19 protein-coding genes and 1 other RNA gene are annotated in these 21,823 nt (G+C 60.6%); 15 read left to right on the top strand and 5 right to left on the bottom strand.

Annotated features, from left to right (window positions below):
• Window positions 1–58: 58 nt before the first annotated feature.
• Window positions 59–526: a ribose 5-phosphate isomerase B gene (gene rpiB / locus I4W07_RS01790; protein WP_035138007.1), complete on the bottom strand. Its 468-nt coding sequence runs from the start codon at window positions 524–526 to the stop codon at window positions 59–61.
• Between the two features lie 271 nt (window positions 527–797).
• Between rpiB and I4W07_RS01785 the strand changes: the two genes are divergently transcribed.
• Window positions 798–2,117 (top strand): L-cysteine desulfidase family protein, encoded by a 1,320-nt coding sequence (locus I4W07_RS01785; RefSeq protein WP_195520759.1) that lies wholly within the window; start codon window positions 798–800, stop codon window positions 2,115–2,117.
• Here I4W07_RS01785 and I4W07_RS01780 read toward each other — a convergent pair.
• A complete protein-coding gene (locus tag I4W07_RS01780) occupies window positions 2,114–2,872 on the bottom strand; it encodes an HAD family hydrolase (RefSeq protein ID WP_271739727.1) in 759 nt (252 codons plus the stop codon). The two genes, I4W07_RS01785 and I4W07_RS01780, sit on opposite strands and share 4 nt — an antisense overlap.
• A 315-nt stretch (window positions 2,873–3,187) precedes the next feature.
• Here I4W07_RS01780 and rpsA point away from each other — a divergent pair, with 315 nt between their 5' ends.
• The 3 genes from rpsA (at window position 3,188) to I4W07_RS01765 (ending at window position 5,923) form a co-directional block, all read left to right on the top strand.
• Window positions 3,188–4,354 (top strand): 30S ribosomal protein S1, encoded by a 1,167-nt coding sequence (gene rpsA, locus I4W07_RS01775; RefSeq protein ID WP_022095232.1) that lies wholly within the window; start codon window positions 3,188–3,190, stop codon window positions 4,352–4,354.
• A 340-nt stretch (window positions 4,355–4,694) separates the two neighbouring features.
• Window positions 4,695–5,056, top strand: an RNA gene (gene rnpB, locus I4W07_RS01770) — RNase P RNA component class A.
• 228 nt (window positions 5,057–5,284) lie between these two features.
• A complete protein-coding gene (locus I4W07_RS01765) occupies window positions 5,285–5,923 on the top strand; it encodes a YigZ family protein (RefSeq protein ID WP_196025416.1) in 639 nt (212 codons plus the stop codon).
• 67 nt (window positions 5,924–5,990) lie between these two features.
• On the opposite strand, the gene I4W07_RS01760 is transcribed toward I4W07_RS01765, so the two are convergent.
• Window positions 5,991–6,437, bottom strand: coding sequence for a C-GCAxxG-C-C family protein (locus I4W07_RS01760; protein ID WP_055251626.1), 447 nt, complete (start codon window positions 6,435–6,437; stop codon window positions 5,991–5,993).
• A gap of 229 nt (window positions 6,438–6,666) precedes the next feature.
• Between I4W07_RS01760 and I4W07_RS01755 the strand changes: the two genes are divergently transcribed.
• From I4W07_RS01755 to I4W07_RS01740, 4 genes are all read left to right on the top strand, one after another.
• Entirely contained in the window at window positions 6,667–7,950 is a 1,284-nt protein-coding gene (locus I4W07_RS01755; RefSeq protein WP_161144717.1) for an O-acetylhomoserine aminocarboxypropyltransferase/cysteine synthase family protein, read from the top strand.
• Between the two features lie 141 nt (window positions 7,951–8,091).
• Window positions 8,092–9,396 (top strand): MFS transporter, encoded by a 1,305-nt coding sequence (locus I4W07_RS01750; RefSeq protein ID WP_196025415.1) that lies wholly within the window; start codon window positions 8,092–8,094, stop codon window positions 9,394–9,396.
• A gap of 159 nt (window positions 9,397–9,555) precedes the next feature.
• Window positions 9,556–10,134 carry a xanthine phosphoribosyltransferase gene (locus I4W07_RS01745; protein ID WP_006234139.1) on the top strand — a complete coding sequence of 193 codons (579 nt, stop codon included), beginning with the start codon at window positions 9,556–9,558 and terminating at the stop codon, window positions 10,132–10,134.
• 65 nt (window positions 10,135–10,199) lie between these two features.
• A complete protein-coding gene (locus tag I4W07_RS01740; RefSeq protein ID WP_328291082.1) occupies window positions 10,200–10,598 on the top strand; it encodes a peptide chain release factor-like protein in 399 nt (132 codons plus the stop codon).
• A gap of 87 nt (window positions 10,599–10,685) precedes the next feature.
• Here the strand turns inward: I4W07_RS01740 and I4W07_RS01735 are convergent, their stop codons facing one another.
• Together I4W07_RS01735 and I4W07_RS01730 are read right to left on the bottom strand one after the other, a co-directional pair.
• Window positions 10,686–11,648, bottom strand: coding sequence for a diacylglycerol/lipid kinase family protein (locus I4W07_RS01735; protein ID WP_196025413.1), 963 nt, complete (start codon window positions 11,646–11,648; stop codon window positions 10,686–10,688).
• Window positions 11,649–11,735: 87 nt separating this feature from the next.
• On the bottom strand, window positions 11,736–13,157 hold the full coding sequence (locus tag I4W07_RS01730; RefSeq protein WP_196025412.1) for a chloride channel protein: 1,422 nt from the start codon (window positions 13,155–13,157) through the stop codon (window positions 11,736–11,738).
• A 210-nt stretch (window positions 13,158–13,367) separates the two neighbouring features.
• On the opposite strand from I4W07_RS01730, the gene I4W07_RS01725 reads away from it, so the two are divergent.
• The 7 genes from I4W07_RS01725 (at window position 13,368) to I4W07_RS01695 (ending at window position 21,812) form a co-directional block, all read left to right on the top strand.
• Complete coding sequence (locus I4W07_RS01725; protein ID WP_195361343.1) at window positions 13,368–14,630, top strand: molybdopterin molybdotransferase MoeA; 1,263 nt, start codon at window positions 13,368–13,370, stop codon at window positions 14,628–14,630.
• A gap of 10 nt (window positions 14,631–14,640) precedes the next feature.
• On the top strand, window positions 14,641–15,120 hold the full coding sequence (locus I4W07_RS01720; RefSeq protein ID WP_022095222.1) for a MogA/MoaB family molybdenum cofactor biosynthesis protein: 480 nt from the start codon (window positions 14,641–14,643) through the stop codon (window positions 15,118–15,120).
• Between the two features lie 203 nt (window positions 15,121–15,323).
• Window positions 15,324–16,196 (top strand): molybdate ABC transporter substrate-binding protein, encoded by an 873-nt coding sequence (gene modA / locus I4W07_RS01715; RefSeq protein ID WP_196025411.1) that lies wholly within the window; start codon window positions 15,324–15,326, stop codon window positions 16,194–16,196.
• Window positions 16,197–16,264: 68 nt separating this feature from the next.
• A complete protein-coding gene (gene modB / locus I4W07_RS01710) occupies window positions 16,265–17,707 on the top strand; it encodes a molybdate ABC transporter permease subunit (RefSeq protein ID WP_271739726.1) in 1,443 nt (480 codons plus the stop codon).
• Between the two features lie 3 nt (window positions 17,708–17,710).
• Entirely contained in the window at window positions 17,711–18,781 is a 1,071-nt protein-coding gene (locus I4W07_RS01705) for a sulfate/molybdate ABC transporter ATP-binding protein (RefSeq protein WP_138112235.1), read from the top strand.
• A 429-nt stretch (window positions 18,782–19,210) separates the two neighbouring features.
• A complete protein-coding gene (locus I4W07_RS01700) occupies window positions 19,211–20,494 on the top strand; it encodes a double-cubane-cluster-containing anaerobic reductase (RefSeq protein ID WP_196025410.1) in 1,284 nt (427 codons plus the stop codon).
• A gap of 154 nt (window positions 20,495–20,648) precedes the next feature.
• Window positions 20,649–21,812 (top strand): double-cubane-cluster-containing anaerobic reductase, encoded by a 1,164-nt coding sequence (locus tag I4W07_RS01695; RefSeq protein WP_196025409.1) that lies wholly within the window; start codon window positions 20,649–20,651, stop codon window positions 21,810–21,812.
• The last annotated feature ends 11 nt before the right edge of the window (window positions 21,813–21,823 follow it).

The following is a 21,823-nucleotide window of genomic DNA, read 5'->3' as shown; positions in this document are numbered from 1 at the left end:
CCCGCTCGGACATGCGTTCCGAGCGGGCCCCTGCTGTTAGCTTGTGGCACTGAATAGTTTAGGCTTCGTCGACGATCTTAAGGCCGCGCGTGTGATCGATCTCGTTGAGGAGGTTAACGCGACGCTCGTGACGACCACCCTCAAACTCGGCGTCGAGCCACTCGTCGACAATCATCTTGGCGAGTTCGGAGCCCACGACGCGGGCGCCAAAGGCGAGCACGTTGGTATTGTTGTGCATGCGGGAGAGCTTGGCGCTGAAGGGCTCGGAGCACACGACGGCGCGTACGCCCTCGACCTTGTTGGCAGCCAGGCTGATCCCGACGCCGGTGCCACAGATGAGGATGCCCAGGTCGACGTCGCCGTTGGCAACGGCCTTACCCACCTTGTAGCCGGCGATAGGGTAGTCAAAGCTCTCGGAGGTGTCGGTGCCAAAGTTCACGACCTCGCAGCCGCGCTCCTTCAGGTGCTCGGAAATGATGTTCTTGAGCTCGACGGCGGCGTGGTCGTTACCGATACCGATCTTCATGAGTGGTTCCTCTCTGGTCCGTGCGGCGGAATTGCTAAAGGTTTTACCGCGTTCGACTGCATGATAGCGCGACTTTTGTGTAAACGCTCGGGCGTTTTTTTGGTCAAACGCTTTAGCATGCAACAAGACCGGCTTCTCATGAATGAATGCTGTCAGTTTGTGCTTGAGCGCCGTCCGCCGGAACCATGGTTGCGGTTTTTGATGCATTGTTATCAAATAAAGGAGCTAACTTTTTTGAGAGCCCAGCCCGTTATGCAAGCAGGAGATACCTATGCCCACCGATTCCATCCGTGATGCCGCGTTTTGCGATGTTTTAAACCGCGAACTTGTCTGTGCACTCGGCTGCACCGAGCCCATTGCCGTTGCCTATGCAGCGGCGCTGGCGAGCCAGACGCTCGGTTGCGAACCCGATCATATGGACGTTGCCTGCTCGGGCAACATCATCAAGAACGTCAAGAGCGTGACCGTGCCCAACTCGGGCGGTATGCACGGTATTGAGGCCGCGGCCGTGCTGGGTGCCGTGGGCGGCGACGCTAAGAGCGCGCTCGAGGTGCTCGAGAGCGTTAACGATGAAGACCGCGCTCGCGTGGCCGAGCTCCTCGCCGACGCCGGCTACTGCGATGTGTCGCTTGTCGAGGGTGTGCCCAACCTCTACATCAAGGTGACTGCGACGGCCGGGGGCCATACCGCGGTCGTCGAGATTACCGATCACCACACTAATGTCACGTGCCATACGCTCGATGGTATTCCGGTATGCGGCAAGTCAGCGGGGGAGTGTGCCGCCTGCGCCGAGCGCGTGGTGGCCGAGCGTGCGGCAGATAACGCCGATACCCCTATGAGCGTTGAGTCCATCATCGACTTTATCGAGGACGGTGACATTGAGGACGCCCGCGCTGCCGTTGAGCGTCAGATTGAGCTGAATGGCGCGATCAGTGCCGAGGGCCTTGCGCACGCTTGGGGCGCCGAGGTGGGTCGTACACTGTTGGGCGCTCGTGCTGATGACGTCGCCTGCCGTGCCCGTGCCCGTGCGGCCGCCGGGTCCGACGCCCGCATGAACGGTTGCGCGCTGCCGGTCGCCATTGTGTGCGGCTCGGGCAATCAGGGCATTACCTGCGCATTGCCCGTCATGGAGTATGCCGAGTACCTGCGTTGCGACCACGAGCGCCTGGTGCGCGCCGTGATGCTGTCCGATCTTATCGCCGTGCATATCAAGAGCTATATTGGTGCGCTCTCGGCGTTTTGCGGTGCTATTTGCGCTGCGTGCGGCGCCGGCGCTGCGATTACCTGGCTGTGCGGTGGCACGCGCGAACAGATTGGCGCGACGGTCTCGAATACGCTTGGCAACGTGGGCGGCATCGTGTGCGACGGTGCCAAGGCGAGCTGTGCCGCCAAGATCTCGGCTGCCGTCGATGCGGCGATTCTGGGCCACGATATGGCCATGCAAGGCCGCGGCTTCCGCGCCGGCGAGGGCCTGATCCAAGATACCGTTGAGCAGACGATCGCCAGTATGGGCTACGTAGGCCGCGTGGGCATGAAGGACACCGACGTCGAGATCCTCAACATCATGATCGGCAAAACCCAGGTCTGTTAAGACAGTTCGTCGGCTACTTGGTGTTCGTAGAAGGCTTCTACTACGGCGTTAAAGTCGCGGGCGAAGTCTTCCATGGTTCCGCGCCAGGTGGCTCGGCCGGGTTTTCCCTGGCCAACATAGGCAGTTTGAATGCCGCAGGCGGGACTGGGGAAGTCGCGCTTGGGATCGTTGCCCACCATAAGGACCTCGTGCGGCTCGAGCCCCATCACCTGAAGCTGCTCTAGATAGTAGGTGGCATCAGGCTTGCAGCGGGTGGCGTTTCCCATGTGCGTGACGAGCTCAAAGGGAGCGTCAGCCAGGTCGCCCCAACCCATGCGGCACTCGATGGCCCCCTGGGGAAAGCTGGGGTTGGTAAAGAGCGCGCAACGCAGCCCTGCGTCCTGTACGGCCTGGAGCGCGGCGTGTGCGCCCGGCATGGCGTGGGCGTTGATGACATCGTCGTTCTTGTACGGCAGGACTTCGCGGTCGTAGTAGGTAAACGCCTCGTAGATGAGTGGGTCCGAGAGGCAAATGCCGCACCGGCGCTCAACCTCTTCTTGGTAAAACTCAAGATTGGTACGATTATCCGTGCCTCTGCGGCGATTGGCGTTGAGGTCGACCAGGATGGTGCCGAGGCGTGCCATCGTGCCACCGCGGCTGCGACGCCCGATATCCGCGAGCATCGATGAGACATCCTTAAAATAGCGAAGGATGAACGCGTTGAGGTTGATGCTAAGAAGCGTCTCGTCCATATCGAAAACGACTGCTTTGAGCACGCGGGCACCTTTCTCGTAAATTTGATCTAGAGTCGTTGGCTCCGGATACTTTACCCCAAAGCCAAATGCCTGGCTGGTTATCGTCAAGTTGTGGAGACGTGTGTTCATAAGATTACGAAAAAGTCTCCACACGAGTAAAAAATCGCAGTTCACGCTTGAAATCGAACTCATTTCCCCGTAACCTATACGAACGTGATTGCATAAGCGTCACATTAGTATCTGTCGGCTCCCGAGTGTTCCTAAACGTTGTGTGCTTGTCGCACCCTTCTGTAGGTCCTAGCAATCGGGGCCCCGTAGTTCGAAAGGGGTCCACCTTTGAGTGAGATTCAGAACTCGTCCATTTTCTCTCTTGACGATGTCAACGAGGAGGAGATGAACAACCTCATCGACGGTACGATTACCGACTTTGATGAGGGCGATCTCGTTAACGGCACTGTCGTTAAGATCGAGCATGACGAGGTGCTCGTTGACATCGGATTCAAGTCCGAGGGCGTTATCCCGGTCCGCGAGCTGTCCATCCGCAAGGACGCTAACCCTGCAGACATCGTTGCACTCGGTGATCCCATCGAGGCTCTGGTTCTCCAGAAGGAGGACAAGGACGGTCGTCTGGTCCTGTCCAAGAAGCGTGCCGAGTACGAGCGTGCTTGGAACCGCATCGAGGAGAAGTTCAACTCCGGCGAGAACGTCGAGGGCGAGGTTATCGAGGTTGTCAAGGGTGGCCTGATCCTCGACATCGGCCTGCGTGGCTTCCTGCCCGCTTCCCTCGTCGACCTCCGTCGCGTCAAGGACCTCACCTCCTACATGGGCACCCGCATCGAGGCTCGCGTCATCGAGATGGACCGCAACCGCAACAACGTCGTCCTCTCCCGTCGCGTCGTGCTCGAGGAGTCCCGTAAGGCCGAGCGCTCCGAGATCCTGTCCAAGCTCAAGTCTGGCATGCGTCTCCAGGGCACCGTTTCCTCCATCGTCGACTTCGGCGCCTTCGTCGACCTCGGCGGCATCGACGGCCTCATCCACATCTCCGAGCTCTCCTGGAACCACGTCAACCATCCTTCCGAGGTTGTCAAGGTCGGCCAGGAGGTCGAGGTCGAGGTTCTCGACGTCGATCTCAACCGCGAGCGCATCTCCCTGGGTCTCAAGCAGACCACCGAGGATCCGTGGCGCGCACTGGTCAAGAAGTACCCCGTCGGCGCTATCGTCGAGGGCACTGTGACCAAGCTTGTCCCGTTCGGCGCTTTCGTCGACCTGGGCGAGGGCATCGAGGGCCTGGTGCACATCTCCGAGATGGCCAACAAGCACGTCGACCAGCCTTCTCAGGTCACCCACGTGGGCGACAAGGTTCAGGTCAAGGTCATGGAGATCGACCTCGACCGTCGTCGCATCTCCCTGTCCATGAAGTCTGCTGCTGAGACTCTGGGCGTCGAGATCGAGGTTACCCCGCTTCCTTCCGAGAAGAAGGACGAGGAGACCGACGCCGAGTAAATCTGTTTGACGATCACTTGTTTTAAGGGATCCGTCCGCAATGGACGGGTCCCTTTTTGCATTTGCTGCTGAGGCGCGCGATGCTATCCGTGCGCAATGCTGCCCGGGTTGTCTGTTTGCTATTGGGTTGTCGGTGCATGAAAAATGCCGACATCCCGCCTCGGGGAGGAGGCGGGAACACACCGAGTAGACGGAGGGGTGTGGAGCGCGGTCGCGTCTCGACTGACGACGTTGCCCATCGACAGGACCATTGTAGCGCATGGCGGTTCTTGGTTTATCGTGTCGAGCGTTTGCGTTGTGCCATTGCCTGCGGCAACGGTGTGTTACACTCTTGCACTGCTGAGTGGGCCAGACGGTCGCGCGATGTGCTGCTTGCAGCACGCGTGAGGAAAGTCCGGGCTCCAGAGGGCGGGATGCCGGCTAACGGCCGGGCGGAGTGATCCGACGGAAAGCGCCGCAGAAAAGAAGACTCCCACCTGCGCCGCAAGGCGTAAAGGGAAAAGCTGAAACGGTGGTGTAAGAGACCACCAGCGTCGTGGCAACACGGCGGCTTGGCAAGCCCCATCCGGAGCAAGCGCGAATAGGAACGCTATGGGCCGGCCCGGTCCGCGTTCGGGTAGCGTGCGTGGAGCTGCACGGTAACGTGCAGACAAGATAAATGACCGTTCACGACAGAACCCGGCTTATAGGCCCACTCGGCACTTTGTTGACGCTGCGAACCCGTCAGCGCGGCAATCTGCCTTTCAAGCCTTCGGGCATGACCATAAGGTCAATGCCCTCGTCTTTCAAGGCACCTTGCTCGCGCTGACGGGTTCTCGCTGTTGGTGACGGTATCATTGGCGTTTCCGTTCTTGTTGGCGAGGTCAACGGTGCTGTCTTTGCCGTATGATTGAGGCTGTTTGTTGCCGCGCTTAGTTTTGTTGAGGGGCTTTGTTGGACAGCTATTTTACTCTGCAATCGAATATTGAGGCTTCGGGCGAGTTTGTGGACCGCAAGAGCCGGTTTATTGCCCAGCTGGTCCATATTGAGTTCGAGGATGAGGCGAATGCCTTTATCGAGATGGTTCGCAAGCGTCATTACGACGCTCGACACAATGTTCCCGCGTGGATTTTGGTCGATGGACGCGAACGCCAGAGCGATGACGGTGAGCCGAGCCGCACGAGCGGTATGCCGACGCTCGAGGTGCTGCGCGGCGCGGGGCTCAAAAATGTTTGCTGCGTGGTGACGCGCTATTTTGGTGGCACGCTGTTGGGGCCTGGTGGCTTGGTACGCGCCTATACCGCGGCGACGCAGGCGGCGGTGGCCGCGGCTCAGGAGGCCGGGCAGATTGTCGAGATGACGAGCGTCGTGCCGGTTGACGTGCATGTGGCCTATCCGCAGTACGAGCAGGTGCTTCGCTTGGCGCAGGATTCGGGTGCCAAGGTTTCGGATACCGATTACGCGGACGCCGTGACACTTCATTTGGTGTTTAAGGCGGGGGAGCAGGAGCCGTTTTGCGCTAAGATGCGCGAGCTTATGGCGGGGCGTGAGGAGATTGAGGTCGGCGCTCCCGAATTTGCCGAGTTCTAACGGCGACGGCCGGCGTGCTTTTGGATTGATTCCAAGCGCGCCGGCCGTCGATTTATGTTGCCGCCGTTTACTCGGCGAGCTGCTTTAGCACATCGCAGGCGATCTCGACGGCATCGTCGATGCAGCCGGGGCAGCTGCGGAGCGGACCCTTGTCCGATCCGATGCCCTTGAGCGTGCCACAGACGGTCGTCGTGTTCTTCTCGCCAAAGCGCTTGGCGATTTCGCGCGACAGCTTGTAGGTCTGGCCCTTGGTCTTGGGGTTTTCCATGCCGTCGCTCATTACAAAGCCCATGATGGCCACGGCGCCCGAGATGGCGCCGCAGGTTTCGGTCATGCCGCCCATGCCGGCGCCAAAGCCCTCGGTGAGGGTAAAGGCGACCTGGGGGTCGAGCCCGACGGCGGGCGCGAGCGTGCAGGCGACGGCTTGGGCGCAGTTAAAGCCACGGGCGTGATATTCGGCAGCTTGAGCCTGACAGGCGGTGATGTCGAGCTGGGCCGTATCGATTTGCTTCATCGTTGTCTCCTTGGTCACGGTGTACCCGCCTATGGTACCCGTGACGGGCATGTAATCATCGAGAGCTTCATGTATGCCTCGTTTTTATCTATCGAGCAAATGCCCAAGGCTTGAGATAAATACCCCTGATCAATTAGTCCCATAACCTACCTTGGGGATGGGTTGAGAGGGGTGCAGGGTAGCGGTATCGTGAACCGAATGAAACGTAACCCAGGCAAGGGAGCTAGATATGAGCGAGCAGACCATCGGTACTACATGTGTTCAAGGCGGCTATCACCCGGGAGATGCCGAGCCGCGCCAGGTGCCCATCTACCAGTCCACCACGTGGAAGTACGACACGTCGGAGCATATGGGCAAGCTGTTTGACCTGGAGGAGTCGGGCTACTTCTACAGCCGCCTGCAGAACCCCACGTGCGATCTGGTTGCCGCCAAGATCTGCGAGATGGAGGGAGGCACCGCCGCGATGCTCACGAGCTCGGGCATGGCTGCGAACTTCCTCGCGATCTTTAACGTGGCCGGTGCCGGCGATCATGTGGTCGCGAGCTCTGCCATTTACGGCGGTACGTATAACCTGCTCGCCCATACTATGGAGCGCATGGGTCTGACCTGCACGTTCGTCGCCCCCGACTGCACCGATGAGGAGCTCGAGGCAGCCTTTGAGCCCAATACCAAGCTCGTCTTTGGCGAGACGATCGCCAATCCCGCCCTTGCCGTGCTCGATATTGAGCGCTTTGCCAAGGCCGCGCATGACCACGGCGTGCCGCTGATGGTCGATAACACCTTCCCGACGCCCGTGATGTGCCGCCCCTTTGAGTGGGGCGCCGACATCGTTACGCACTCCACCACCAAGTACATGGATGGACATGCTGCCTACCTGGGCGGCGTGATCGTCGACCACGGCCAGTTTGACTGGATGGCCCATGCGGACAAGTTCCCGGGTCTCACCACGCCCGACGAGAGCTACCACGGCGTGACCTATGCCGAGAAGTTCGGTCGTGAGGGCGCCTTCATTACCAAGGCAACCGCTCAGCTCATGCGCGACCTCGGCCCCATGCAGAACCCTCAGGCGGCCTTCTTCTTGAACAGCTCGCTCGAGAGCCTGCATGTGCGCATGCCGCGTCATTGCGAGAACGGCCTGGCCGTTGCCAAGTTCCTGCAGAGTCATCCCAAGGTACGCTTCGTGAGCTATCCGGGCCTGGAGGGCGATAAGTACTACGACATCGCTCAGAAATACATGCCCAACGGTACCTGCGGCGTTGTGAGCTTTGGCTTTAACGGTGGTCGCGCGGCGGCCGAGACCTTTATGAAGAGCCTCAAGCTCGCCCAGATCGCCACGCACGTGGCCGACGCCCGCACTTGCTGCCTGCATCCCGCTAATGCCACACATCGCCAGATGAACGATGAGGAGCTCATCGCCTGTGGCATCTCCGCCGACATGGTGCGCCTGTCGTGCGGCCTCGAGGACACGGCCGACTTGATTGCCGACCTTGAGCAGGCACTCGAGCAGTGCTAGGCTAGCGTTCGCACAAGGCGCCGATGCTGGCAGAAAGCTTCGGTGGCCTTTCGTTCCGATTCCGTAGGCGGGACCCCAATTGCGACTGTTTACAGGCGATTGGGGCCCCGTTTTTGCGTTGCGCCACTCGAAAGGATGGATATGGAGAAAACTGCAGAGCAGCTGCGCCGCGAGCATATTGCCCTAGAGGGCGACACCCATGGCAAGAACAAATGGGCGATTCTATTTACCGTGCTCATCATGACGTTTATGGTGTGTCTGGATTCGACCGTCGTGACCGTGGCGCTGCCCGTGATGCAAAAGGAGCTGGGCGTGGGCCTCGATCGCATTCAGCTGGTGAGCTCGGTGTACCTGCTTGCGACATGCGTGGCTATGTTGCCGTTTGGCCGCTTGGGCGACGTGCGCGGCAAGGTGAATGTGTTCCAGCTGGGTGTCATCGTCTTTTCGGTCGGTTCGCTGCTGTGCGGCCTTTCGTCCTCGCTCGAGGTTCTTATCCTGGCACGCATTGTTCAGGGCGTCGGTTGCGCGGCGGCCATGGCTAACAACATGGGTATCATCACCGAGTCGTTTCCGGCGCGCGAACGAGGCCGTGCTATGGGTATTCTCGCGACCTTTGTGGCCCTCGGCATGATGTGTGGCCCCGTGCTCGGCGGCATGCTGGTGGCAAGCTTTCCTTGGGAGAGCATCTTCCTCATCAACCTGCCCATTGGCGTGATCTCGTTTATCGTGGGTCTCTATACGCTGCCGCATGTTAAGCCAGAGGCCGGCGAGCGTCCCATGTCCATGATCGAGGCCGCTCGTCGCTGCTTTGCAAATTCGGCCTTCACCATCAACCTTGCCTGCATGCTCATCGTGTTCGTTGGCATTGGCGCATCCGAGTTTATCCTGCCGTTCTATTTTCAGGATGCGCATGGGTTTGGGTCTGACGTTTCGGGCCTGCTGTTTTTGGCGCTGCCAATGGTGAATGCCTTTATCGGCCCGCTTTCGGGAACGGTTTCGGACCGTGTCGGCTGCGAGGGCCCCACGGCGGTCGGCCTGGGCGTATATGTGTGCGGTCTCTTTGCGGTGAGCACGCTCAACGAGCACTCTTCTATCCCTGTGATCGTGTGCTGCGTCGCATTTATGTCGTGCGGCACGTCGATTTTCCAGAGCCCCAACAACTCGCTGTATATGGGTTCGGCTCCGCGCGAAGCGCTCGGCTTTGCGGGCAGCTTGGGCAGTTTGGCGCGCTACGCCGGCATGGCACTCGGTATTACGGTGGCGTCGCATATCCTGTATGGGCAGATGAGCGTGGCGATGGGCGAGGCCGTGACCAGTTTTGTTGCAGGTCGTCCGGATGTGTTCCTGTTCGGTTTCCGTTCGGTGTTCTACGTGCTCATGGCTGTGGCCGCCGTGGGCTTTGCGCTTGCCATGGTGCGTTTGGTGAGGATACGCGCCCGCCATTAGCTTGTGGGGGCAGGCTTGCCATGAATCGGGCCTATCTACTGGTCTTGCGGCTTTGTGGTGCGATGCGGCTTGTGGGCCGGGCGGGGGTCGGTCCGTGGTAGACTATCGAACAACGTTTATTAATCGCGCGGTATCGTTGCCGCGAGAAGGGGTTGCGCCATGCAGGAGCTTGAGGATCGTATTCGCCATGACGGCATCGTAAAGGCCGGTAACGTCCTTAAGGTTGATGCCTTCCTCAACCACCAGTGCGACGTTGAGCTGTTCGACCACATGGGTGCCGAGTGGGCCCGTCTGTTCGAGGGTGTCGAGATCAACAAGATCCTGACGATCGAGGCTTCGGGCATTGGCATGGCCTGCATCGCGGCTCAGCATTTTGGCGGCGTGCCGGTGGTCTTTGCCAAGAAGGCCCAGTCCATCAACCTCGACGGCGAGCAGTATGCCACGACCATCTATTCCTTTACCAAGCAGAAGGAGTACCCGGTTATCGTGGGTAAGCGTTTCCTGTCCGAGGGCGATAAGGTCCTGATTATCGACGACTTCCTGGCCAACGGTTGCGCGCTCGAGGGTCTTATCAAGATCTGCGAGGCTGCGGGTGCCGAGGTTGCCGGCATTGGCATTGCCGTGGAAAAGGGCTTCCAGGGCGGCGGCGATAAGCTCCGCGAGCGCGGATTCCGCGTCGAGAGCCTGGCCCGTATCGCCGATATGGACTGCGAGACCGGCGAGATCACCTTTGCCTAAGCGCGCGGCACAAGCGATTGGTATGCGATGTGACAAAGGGACTGTCCCTTTGTCACATTTTTTGTATGAGGGGAGGTGCTGATATGGATGAGAACAAGATGGGATGGCGCGAGTATGCGCGCTATGCCGAGATGTCGGTCGAGGAGCTGGCACGCGATTGCGAGGTGCAGGTGTTTCGCGCGACGGGTCCGGGTGGACAGGGCGTGAACACGACGGACTTGGCGGTGCGCATGAAGCATGGGCCCACGGGGATTGTCGTGACGGCGCGTGAGAGCCGCAGTCAGTTTCAGAATCGCAGCTGCTGTCTGCGTAAGCTGAGGGCAGAGCTTGAGCGTCGCGGGCGTCCACCGCGCCGACGCGTCAAGACCAAGGTGCCTCAGCGATCGCGCCAGCGCAGGCTCAACGACAAGCACTTCAACGCCATTAAAAAGGCCAACCGTCGCAAGCCAGGCGGGGAGGAATGATCTTCTCAATAAGTTGCGGTGAAATGGGGACTGTTTTGCGGCTTTAGCTGCATAAACAGTCCCCATTTCACCGCAACTTAGGTGGGGTTAGCGGGTGGGGTGCCAGACGTGAAGGGCTCCGCCGAGGACGTCGACCTCAATGCGCGAGGCGACAACGGGCTCGCCGTCGGCTTGGATGGGGTAGTCGGGCTCTTCGAACGTGAGCGCGGCATGACGGCAACGGCGCATGCGAACCGGTGGCAGCTTGGTATGGTGGCCGTCCTTGGCCGAAAGGAACATGGGAAGCGCGACCGCACGAGGGACGGGGCCGCAGGCGTAGCAGACGTCGAGTATGCCGTCGCACGGGTCGGCGTCGGGGCAGATGCGATAGCCCGAACCATAGGTGGGGCCCAGCTGAATCGCCATGATAATCGCCCTTACGCGCTCGGCGGGCGCGCCGTCAAAGCTGACGGTCATGGGGTAGTTGCGATAGCGCAGGCCAAACTGCTCAAGTCCCGAAAGAGTGTAGAGCGGAGCGCCGGCGAGGCCCGTCTTTTTGCGTAGTTCGGTGGTGCTCAGGCCGATGGCGGCATCGATGCCGACCGAAAGCGTCTGGTCGTAGTACTCAACGGCAGCCTCGCCGTTGCCGCTCGCAGGGCTCCACGAGCGAATGCGCCCGATGTCCTGACGCTGCAGCTCGCAGGTGAGCAGCGCGCCAAAATCTTTGCCGGAGAAATCATCGATACCGAGCGTTTGGGCAAAATCGTTGCCGGAGCCTACGGGCAGGACGGCAAGGGCGGGACGGACCGCCTCATCCTGCGTCATAAGCCCGTTGACGACCTCGTGGATCACGCCGTCGCCGCCAAGGGCGATAACGGTGCGATAGCCCGTTGCCTGGGCGGCTAGCTCCTCGGCGTGCCCCATGCGCTCGGTCAGCACCAGGTCAAACTGGGATGCGCGTGCAGTCATGTCCAAAAAGCGCTGCAGGCGCTCGGCAACTTCGTGCGCCGCACCCGACTGGGCGGCTGGGTTGGCGATGATGAGCGTGCGACCAAAATCAGTTGCGTGCATGGGGCGACTCCCGGCGTATGACGTGACGGTGCGGTCGCGCTCAGGTCGAATTGCCCCCGATTGTGGCTGCACGGCGAATACTTACGTCTACTCTATCAGGTCGTTGTGGCGCTCGATAGCATCCGCTACCGTACCGCCCTCATCCACAATAAGCGAACGGCGCTTGGGCGAGATGATGCGCTGGGCGGGGTACACGCCGCGGTGTCCGGCGGTTAGGTAGCTGATAAAGGCCACGATGACAAAGAACCCGGCAGCCGTGCCGTGGAACAGGTCGATGGCCATCATACAGGTGGTGATAGGCACGTTAAGGCCGGCGCAGAACACGCCGAGCATGCCCAGCGCTGCCAGAAAGCTGGGATCGATTCCGACGAGGCAACCTATCCAGCCGCCGAGCGCCGCACCGATGCCAAACAGGGGCGTGACCTCGCCGCCTTGGAAGCCCGCGCCCAGGGTAAGCGCTGTGACGACCAACTTGATGGCTGCGTCCGTCAGGGTGGTGTTGCCGGCAAATCCGGCGCCGGAAAGCCACGTGGAAAGGCCGGCGTAGTTCCAGGCGTCGAGGAGGGCATAGGCGGCCAAAACCACGAGTGCGCCGATGAGTGCGCGAACGAGGTAATTGGTGATAAAGCGACCGTAGAGGCTCTTGACGGTTCGAACCGACCAGGCAAAGAGGCGTGCCGTCAGACCGAAGATAATTGCGCTGATAACAACGATGACGACCGTTTTGGGCGTCATAGCGGGAACGCTGGCGATGACATTCGCCTCGTACTCGGTACCTAGGGCGAGTGATGTAAAGTAGCCGGTAAACGAGGCGACCAGGCAGTAGATGCCCGCGGTGTAGTCGATCTTGCCGATAAAGCACATCTCCATGCCAAAGAAAGCCCCGGCAAGGGGCGAGCCGAATACGGCGCCAAAGGCCGACGAGATGCCGGCGAGCATGAGGTCGTGGTGGTCATGCTTTTTGAGGTGGGCGAGGCTCGAGATGTTGCTGGCGATGGTGCCGCCAATCTGCACCGCAGCTCCCTCGCGACCGGCCGATCCGCCCGTTAGGTGCGTGAGCGTGGAGCAGACGAAGGTGAGGACGGCCATGCGCATATGGATGAGGCGTGTGCCCAGAGCGGAGTCGATGACCAGGTTGTTGCCACGCTTGGCGGCGAGACCGTGGTTCTTGTAGGCCCATGCGGTGGCCATGCCCACAACGGGAAGCAAGGCGTAGACCCACACATGGTGCTCGCGATAGTCGGTCGCGATATTCAACGAGGCCAAAAACGCCCAAGCGGCAACGCCCATGGCGAGCGAGACGATGACGACGAGTGCGAGCAACTTGGCGCTCGCGAGTAGGTTGCGGGCGTTGCGGCGCGTGTCGGCAGCCAAGAGATGCTCAGAGCGGGTGAGCTGATGCCTGCCTGCCGCGATGACGTCGTTCAGGGAGAAATAACCGCCTTCGTCGAGCGGCTGGGAATGATCCTGCGCTTCGTTTGCGCTTTCGGGTTTGTCGTTATGAGCCATACGTTCCTCTTTTAGGTTGCAACGCAAGCATTATAAAACGCGGTAAACGCGACGAGCCGGTGGGTTGGTTTCCATTCTGTTTCGCGGCCTGCAACCGACAGGTGTATTTGCGGGTGCAGGCCGAGTCGCGGTCGTGCGTCGGGGGATTATACTGAGACAAGCATAAAGAATCGGCGCCCCTGTTGTGCGCCGTGGCATTAAGAGGTGCATATGGCAGAGAAACTCATTCCGCTGGAGGACGCGCAGTCGATTGTTCTGTCGCACGTTGCTCCGACCGATCTCGTCGAAATTCCCGTGTGGCAGGCCGCCGGTCTTCCCTTGGCCGAGGACGCGGTGGCCGATATCGACATCTCGCCGTTTGCCAACAGCGCCATGGACGGGTATGCCGTGCGCGCAGCCGATCTTGCTGCGGCCGCCGGTGACACTCCGGTGACGCTCTCCGTCGTAGGACACGAGGCCGCGGGCCATGTCTTTGAGGGCACAATCGGCGCGGGCGAGACCGTCCGCATCATGACAGGCGCGCCGGTGCCCGAAGGTGCCGATGCCGTGGTGAAGTACGAGATCGTCGACGTACTCGATGGCGATGGCAACGAGGGCTCGCACGTTCGCTTCTCGGCGCCTGCCAAGGTAGGGGAGAACGTTCGCTCTGCCGCCGAGGAGGCCCATGCCGGCGATGTTGTGATGCATGCCGGCGAGGTCGTGGCTCCGGCGGGCGCCGGCTTGCTGGCAAGCGCCGGATACGCGAGCGTGAAGGTGCACGCTGCCCCACGTGTGGGCATCATCTCGCTGGGCACGGAACTGGTCGCACCGAGTAAGGTACCGGCGCGCGGTCAGATTCGCGATTCCAACTCCTCGGCGCTGATGGCCGAGGCGCTCGATGCCGGCGCCGAGCCCGTGTTCTACGGTATTGCGCCCGACGATGAGCAGGCGATTGGCGAGCTGGTGCATCGCGCCACGCGAGAGTGCGATTTTGTCATTACGAGCGGCGGCGCCTCGGCGGGCGATTACGACTACGTGACGGCGCTCGTCCGGCGCGAGGGCGTGGTGCTGTTCGATCGCATCTCGATGCGTCCGGGCAAGGCCATCACGTTTGGCTTGCTCGGGGGCAAGCCCTACCTAGGGCTTTCAGGCAATCCGGCCGCGGCGTATGTGGGCTTTGAGATGCTCGCCCGTCCGGCGATTCGCAAGATGCGCGGCTTTGCCGAGGGCGTGCGTCCCGTGCAGCAGGCGACGCTCACGCACGGCGTGAAAAAGCGCCAGGACCGACGCTTCTTCGATCGCGCCACGGTTTTGCGGGACCCCGAGACCAGTGAGCTGTTGGTGACCGAGGCCAAGACGCAGAATTCGGCGCTGCTCGGCACGATGCAGCGGTCCAACTGCCTGCTGCGTATTGACGAAGGACCGTGCGAGCTCAAGGCGGGCGACGTCGTGGATGTCGTGCGTGTCGACCTGCCCGAGGGCACGGTGTTGTAGGAGGAAGACTATGGAGTTGAAGATTTCGATCGTGACGTGCTCGGATACACGCGATCTTGCTCAGGACGAGGCTGGAGCCGCACTCGAGGAACTTATCGAGGCGCAGGGCTGGACGGTCGTCTCACATGTGGTCGTGCGCGACGACGCCAGCGAGATCGGTGATGCCATTGTGGAAGCTGCCGATGAGTGCCACGCCAATGTCGTGCTCACCTGTGGCGGCACGGGACTTTCGATGCGCGACGTGACGCCCGAGGCGACGCGTGCCGTCTGCGACCGCGATGTGCCGGGTATTGCAGAGGCAATCCGTGCGTACTCCATGACCAAGACGCGCCGCGCTATGCTCTCGCGCGCCGTGTGCATGCAGCGTGGGCATACGCTTGTCATCAACTTTCCGGGATCCACGAAAGCGGCCCGCGAAAGCTGGGAGGCCGTGAGCGATCAGCTGGAGCATGCGGCCCAAATGACGGCGGGCGGCGGACATACCAAATAAGCGGTTTACCTGCGGCGGGGCGACCTGAACGGCTGCTCCGCCTTTGTTTTCCGCCGAAGCGACGCCGAGGTGCACGGCAACTCGAAACTATATTCTCTAGAGAGAATAATTTCTCATTATCATTATTCGCGCGGAAGTATAATCTAGTAACAGAATAAAGCCTGCGGCGGGGTGCCCGGGCATAGCGTTCGAAAGGGTTGAATATGTTCGATATGGTTTCACGCCGCGGTTTTGTCTCGCTTTCTGCTGCCGCTGCCGCCGGCCTTGGCCTTGCCGGCTGCTCGGGCAACAAGACGTCCGAGCCGGCCGGATCCGATGCCGGTTCTGCTAAGGCATCTTCCAAGAAGGTCGTCGAGCTGCAGGTCTTTGCTGCCAACTCGCTCGAGAAGGCTCTGCCCGAGGTTCAGGAGCTCTACACCGACCAGACCGGTACCACGTTTGCCGACACGCAGTTTAAGGCGTCTGGCGACCTTGTCGAGCAAATGCGCGCCGGTGCCGCCGTCGACGTGCTTATCACGGCCTCCAAGGGCACCATGGATGACGCCGAGGCCGCCGAGCTCGTCGACGCCGACACGCGTGAGGACATGTTCGTCAACGACCTCGTGATCATTCGCGCCGAGGGCTCCGATACTAAGGTCGAGGCCATCGCCGACGTCGCGAATCTGGACGGTAAGATTGCCATCGGCGACGCCAAGACCGTCCCCGCCGGCAAGTACGCCAACCAGGCGCTGGCTTCCGTGGGCCTCTATACCGGTACCGAGGGCGACGACGGCGAGTACGCGCCCGAGCTCGCCGACAAGGTAGCCCTGGCCGACAAGGTCGGCACCGCTGCGTCTTACGTCTCTACAGGCGACTGCGTGGCGGGTTTTGTCTACAGCTCCGACATCTTCCGCTACGACGGCATCGAGGAGGCCTTCGTGTGCCCCGAGGACTCGCACAAGCCCATCGTGTATCCCGGTGCCGTCGCCGAGAGCTCCGAGCACGCCGACGAGGCCAAGGCGTTCATCGACTTCTGCCTGACCAACAAGAAGGCCCAGAAGATTTGGGGCAAGTACGGCTTTGAGCTTTCCGAGTAGTGCGGCTTGGCGCGATAATTTCATCGTTTTGTGTTTCACTCCGTCCTTGTATTCGCTTGGAGCTTTTCGTGCTTAATAGATTCCGCATGCTTGTCGCCTGTGCTTTGACCTTCGCGCTTTGCTGGGTGCCGGGATTTGCGTTTGCCGGGGACGCCGAGGACGGGGCCCAGGTTGCTGCGACCGCTCATGGGCTTTCCTATGGAATCGAGGGTTTTGAGCGGTTGGCGAAGGGGACCGCTCGTGCCATGGAGGGCCAGCCTGAGGGCTACCGGTTTCCCGTTGACGAGGATGTGGACCTTGTAGTGGCGCCTGCTGCCGATCGCGTTGTGGCGTGGATATCGCCCAAGGCGGTCGAGAAGTATGGATTGGATCCGCAGGACAACGAGTGCGTATCGGGTCTCAAGGCCCTCGTCTGTGACCTCGACAGCGCAAACTGCATGGGAGGTGCGCGGCTGGGGGACGTGGATCTTCCTTGGTATGTCACGGCGGAAACAACGTTTGATGCCGGCGGGTATACCTATGGCTTTGATGAGCGCGGTGCGGATGGGGACCGCTATGTGGTGATTGCATCAGCCTCGGGTGATGCCAAGGGCGGCGCGCGTTGGCTTGATAGCGCTCAAATGGTAGAGGCGTCGTCTGTCATGTTGCGGGATGAGCAAGGGCCCTTGACCTCTCTGGTCTCCTTTTTGGGCGACATCGACTATCGCCCGTTTTGGGTGTCCATTAAAACGAGCGGCCTTGCCCTGGTGATCTCCCTTGCGCTGGGCCTGTTCGCCGCGTGGAAGACTATGGGTACCTCGAGTCGCATCAAGGGCCTGCTCGACTCGGTCTTTACCATCCCCATGGTGTTGCCGCCCACGGTCTGCGGCTTTTTGCTGCTTATGCTGTTTGGTCGCTCGACCGGGGTGGGCCAGTGGCTGATTGCGCACGGCGTCTCGATTGTCTTTACGTGGCCGGCGGCGGTGATCTCTGCCGTGGTGGTATCGTTCCCCCTGGTCTACCGTACGGCGCTCGGCGCCTTTGAGAGCCTCGACACGCAGATGCTTGACGCCGCGCGAACCCTGGGATGGTCCGAGCGTCGCATCTTTGCCAAGCTTATGATGCCGCTTGGGTGGCCTTCTATTGCTGCTGGTACGGTCCTCGCCTTTGCCCGCGCGATGGGAGAGTTTGGCTGCACGCTGTTCTTTGCGGGCAACTACGCCGGCATTACGCAGACCATCCCCATCGCCATCTATTTTGAGTGGATGGGCGGCAATACGTCGGTCGCGCTCTTCTGGGTCGTGGTCGTAATTGCGTTCAGCTTCCTGGTCATCCTGTTCATTAACATGTACACCGCCCATTCGCAAAAGTATCGCGAGCGGGGCCTTTCCCATGCGGGGCGCAAGCAGGCCAAAGACCTCGCCGGACAGGGTGATTCGCTCGACCCGGCGGGCGGCGATGCCCTGCGAATCGATCGCGAGGCGCTGGCCGAGCTTATGCGCGATGACGCGGTCGCGAAGGGAGGTCGATAGGCCATGTCGCTCGTTCTGGATATTAAAAAGCGCTATCCCGGGTTTATGCTCGACATGCAGCTTGAGGCCGGCGAGGAGCGTGTGGCGCTGCTCGGTGCCTCGGGTTGCGGCAAGAGCTGCACCTTGCGCTGCATTGCCGGTGTGGAGACGCCCGACGAGGGCAAGATCGTCGTCAACGGCGTGACCTTTTTTGACTCGGCGGCGGGCATCAACCTGTCGCCCCAGGAGCGCAAATGCGCCCTGCTGTTCCAAAACTATCAGCTGTTTCCCAACATGACGGTGGCCGATAACGTATGTGCCGGCGTAAAGGACGCGGGCGACGCCGCGGCGCGTAAAAAACTTGCCGAGCGCTACCTGGGCATCTTTGGCCTAGCCGATTTTGCCGACCGCTATCCCGCGCGCCTCTCGGGCGGTCAGCAGCAACGTGTGGCGCTTGCCCGTATGGTGGCGGCTCACCCGGGCATCTTTATGTTCGACGAGCCCATGAGCGCACTCGATTCCTATCTTAAGAGCGCCCTCGAACAGAACATGCTCGACCTGTTCGATGTATGCAACCGCACCGTGCTCTATGTGAGCCACGACATCGACGAAGCGTGCCGCCTGTGCCAGCGCATCTGCGTGATGCACGACGGGCATGTTGAGGAGATCGGCTCCGTCGAGGACGTGGTCCGCCGTCCGCAGACGCTGGCGGCGCTGCGCCTGACGGGCTGCAAGAACACAAGCCGGGCGCGCAAGATCGGCGACGAAGAAGTTGAGGCGCTCGATTGGGGCATGACCTTTAACGTGGGTCGCGAGGTTCCCGATAATGTGGCGTACCTGGGCATTCGCGCGAGCTACTTCCATGTGGACAACCGTGCCGAGCGGGGTCGCAACAGCTACGACCTGCACGTGGCGCGCGTGAGCGATTCGCGTTTTGAGCGCCTGGTGCTGTTGGATGCGCCGCGGGCCGATGCGCCAACGCGTCTGCAGTGGAAGGTCAACAAATTGAGCGTACCAGCGGATGGGTTACCGCAAGAAGGCGAGACCCTGCGTATGCATTTTGATGCCAGCAGGATCCATCTGGTTTGTCGGTAGCGCCGGGTAATGCCGTCGGGGATATAAGTCTCGGCGGCTTTGTCTTGCCGTTCGCCTAATGGGGAATGACAAACTCTTATCAACACAGATAATTATTTATTAAACGGCGGCACACGACGCTGTCGTACGAATGTCAACGGTGTTCGCATGGTCGACGACCGTTGATATAGTTGATCTTAACTTGTAAAGGAGGACGCGCACATGCCGCAGACGACATACATTCGCCGCGTTGCCGCGCGCGCCCTGTATATGGCTCGGAGTCGCATATGAGCAGGTATGTTCACGGCTCCGGGAGAGACGACGCACAACTAAATAATCGACCGCAAAGCAGGTTCCCCAAAATTCCGGGTTTAGGCACGGCTGGGTTTTCGCCGCCCACCGTGCAGCAATACCGTAGTTATCCGTATTTGGTTCGAGAGGGGAACCGTCATGGCTGAAGAATTCGATTTCCATCCGATGTGGGAGAGCCTCGGCATGAATCTTGCCGATCACGACATGCTGCTGGGCGCTGTGGGCCAGATGTACGGCGATATGTTCCTGACGCAGAACAATCGCCCCAAGTCCACGTCCTACCTGGACTTTGTGGCCACCAACATCCATAGCGGCCGTATTAAGGAGATGCTCGACAAGAAGGAGGCCGGCGAGGCCACCAAGATCGTCGGTTCGTTCTGCGTGTACGTGCCCGAGGAGATCGTGCTTGCCTGTGACGGCATTCCTGTTGGTCTGTGCTCGGGTGCCGACTGGGCGACCGACAAGGTCGAGGAGCATCTGCCGCGCAACACCTGCCCGCTCATCAAGAGCTTTGCCGGCTTTAAGCTGGGCGAGGTCTGCCCCTACATCGAGTCGAGCGACTTGGTGGTGGGCGAGAACACCTGCGACGGCAAGAAGAAGGCCTACGAGTTCTTTGCCACGCAAAAGAACATGTACGTCATGGATATTCCCAACGTACACGACGAGTCGACGCTCGTGACCTGGAAGGCCGAGGTCAAGAAGCTCGCCGCCAAGATCGAGGACGAGTGCGGCGTCAAGATTACGCCCGAGCGTCTGAAGGCCGCCATCCACGCCGTCAATGAGAAGCGTCGCGCCCTGCAGCGCCTCGCAGCCACGCGCGCTGCCGACCCGGCACCCATCAGCGGTCTCGACAGCCTGCTGACCGTTCAGGCCGCCTTTATGGACGACACGCCGCGTCTGACCGGAGCCATCAACGATATGGCGGCTGAGTGCGAGCAGCGTGTCGAGGCCGGCGAGGGCGTGACGCCCAAGGGGACCAAGCGCATCCTGTACACCGGTACGCCCATGGCCGTGCCCAACTGGAAACTGTTCAACCTCATCGAGAAGGCCGGCGGCGTTGTGGTCGGCGAGGAGTCCTGCACGGGCTCGCGCTACTACAAGGACCTGGTCGACGAGTCCGGCGAGACGGTCGACGAGATGCTCGACGCCATCGCCGAGCGCTACTTTAAGATCAACTGCGCCGTCTTTACGCCCAACGACCAGCGTATGAAGGACATCGTTCAGATGGCCAAGGACCTGCATGTAGACGGCATCGTCGACGTGGCCCTGCAGTTCTGCACGCTCTACGAGATGGAGTCGTTTGCCGTGGAGAAGGCCGCCGAAGAGGCCAGCATCCCGTTTATGCACATCACGACCGACTACGCCGGCGAGGATGCAGGCCAACTGCAAACCAGGATTGAGGCTTTCTTGGAAACCATTTAGGGCTATCCGGTCCAGCGGCTTCCCCAGGCACCCGATCTTGCCGTTCAAACCATCGCTTGCATACCAAAGTACGCGGCGCTCCTCTTTCACGGCAACCTCGGGCACCTGGGAAAGCCGTTTCCTTGGTTGGTTAAAAGGTTTGTTAAGGAGTTATATGTCGGAAAATATTGAGCAGCTGCTGCCGTGCACTTTTGAGGAGTTCAACGAGCAACGCAAGGCGGCGTTTATTCGCGTCAAGGATTATAAGCAGGCGGGTAATCGCCTGGTCGGCTTTTTGTGCAGCTATACGCCGCTCGAGATTATCGATGCCGCGGGCGCTGCAAGTGTGGCGCTGTGCGGTACGTCCGACGAGGTGATTCCCGAGGCCGAGAAGGTGCTGCCGGCAAACCTCTGCCCGCTCATCAAGTCGACCTACGGCTTTGCCTACTCGCAAAAGTGCCCGTTTACGTACTTTAGCGACATGATCATCGGCGAGACCACCTGCGACGGCAAGAAGAAGATGTACGAGCTACTCAACGAGCTCAAGCGCACGCACATTCTGCACCTGCCGCAGAGCCGCGATCGCGCCTACGAGCGCGAGGGCTGGTACGAGGAGTGCCGCCTGCTCAAGGAGGAGCTCGAGAACTTCTACGGTATTACGATCACCGATGACGACCTGCGCGCTGCCGTCCGTCGTCGCAACCGCTTGCGTGCGGCCCAGCTCGAGATGTTTGCGCTGCAGGCCAACCAGCCGGCGGCCATGAGCGGCGTCGACCTGATGAGCACCATGTTTGCTGGTACGTTCAGCTTTGATATCGAGGCCTATACGCAGCAGCTGGAGCAAAAGGTCGCCAAGCTGCGCGAGGCCTACGACGCGGGCGAGCGCCCGGTTGCGGCGGATGCCAAGCGCATTCTGATCACCGGTTGCCCGGTGGGCGGTGTGATCAACAAGATCGGTCGCACCATCGAGTTCAACGGCGGTGTGGTCGTGTGTATGGACGACTGCTCGGGCGAGCGCACGGCGGCCATGATGATCGACCCGGAGGCTCCCGACATCCTGCGCGCCATCGCCGACCGCTACCTGGATATCAACTGCTCGGTCATGACGCCCAACGACGGCCGTATGGACAACACCCTGGCCATGTGCGAGAAGTATCACGTCGATGGTGTGGTCGAAAACGTGCTCCAGGCGTGCCACACCTTTAACGTGGAGAGTGCGCGCATGCAGGAGGCAGTCGAGGGCGCGGGCATTCCGTATATGAAGATCGAGACCGACTACAGCGACGGCGACATAGGCCAGATCGAGACGCGCATCGCCGCCTTCATCGAAACCCTGTAGCTTCCTCAGGC

Source organism: Collinsella aerofaciens (assembly GCF_015670745.1).
GTDB classification, from domain to species: domain Bacteria; phylum Actinomycetota; class Coriobacteriia; order Coriobacteriales; family Coriobacteriaceae; genus Collinsella; species Collinsella aerofaciens_T.
The sequence above is the reverse complement of the archived record's forward strand: the minus strand, read 5'-3'. Positions and strand labels throughout refer to the sequence as shown.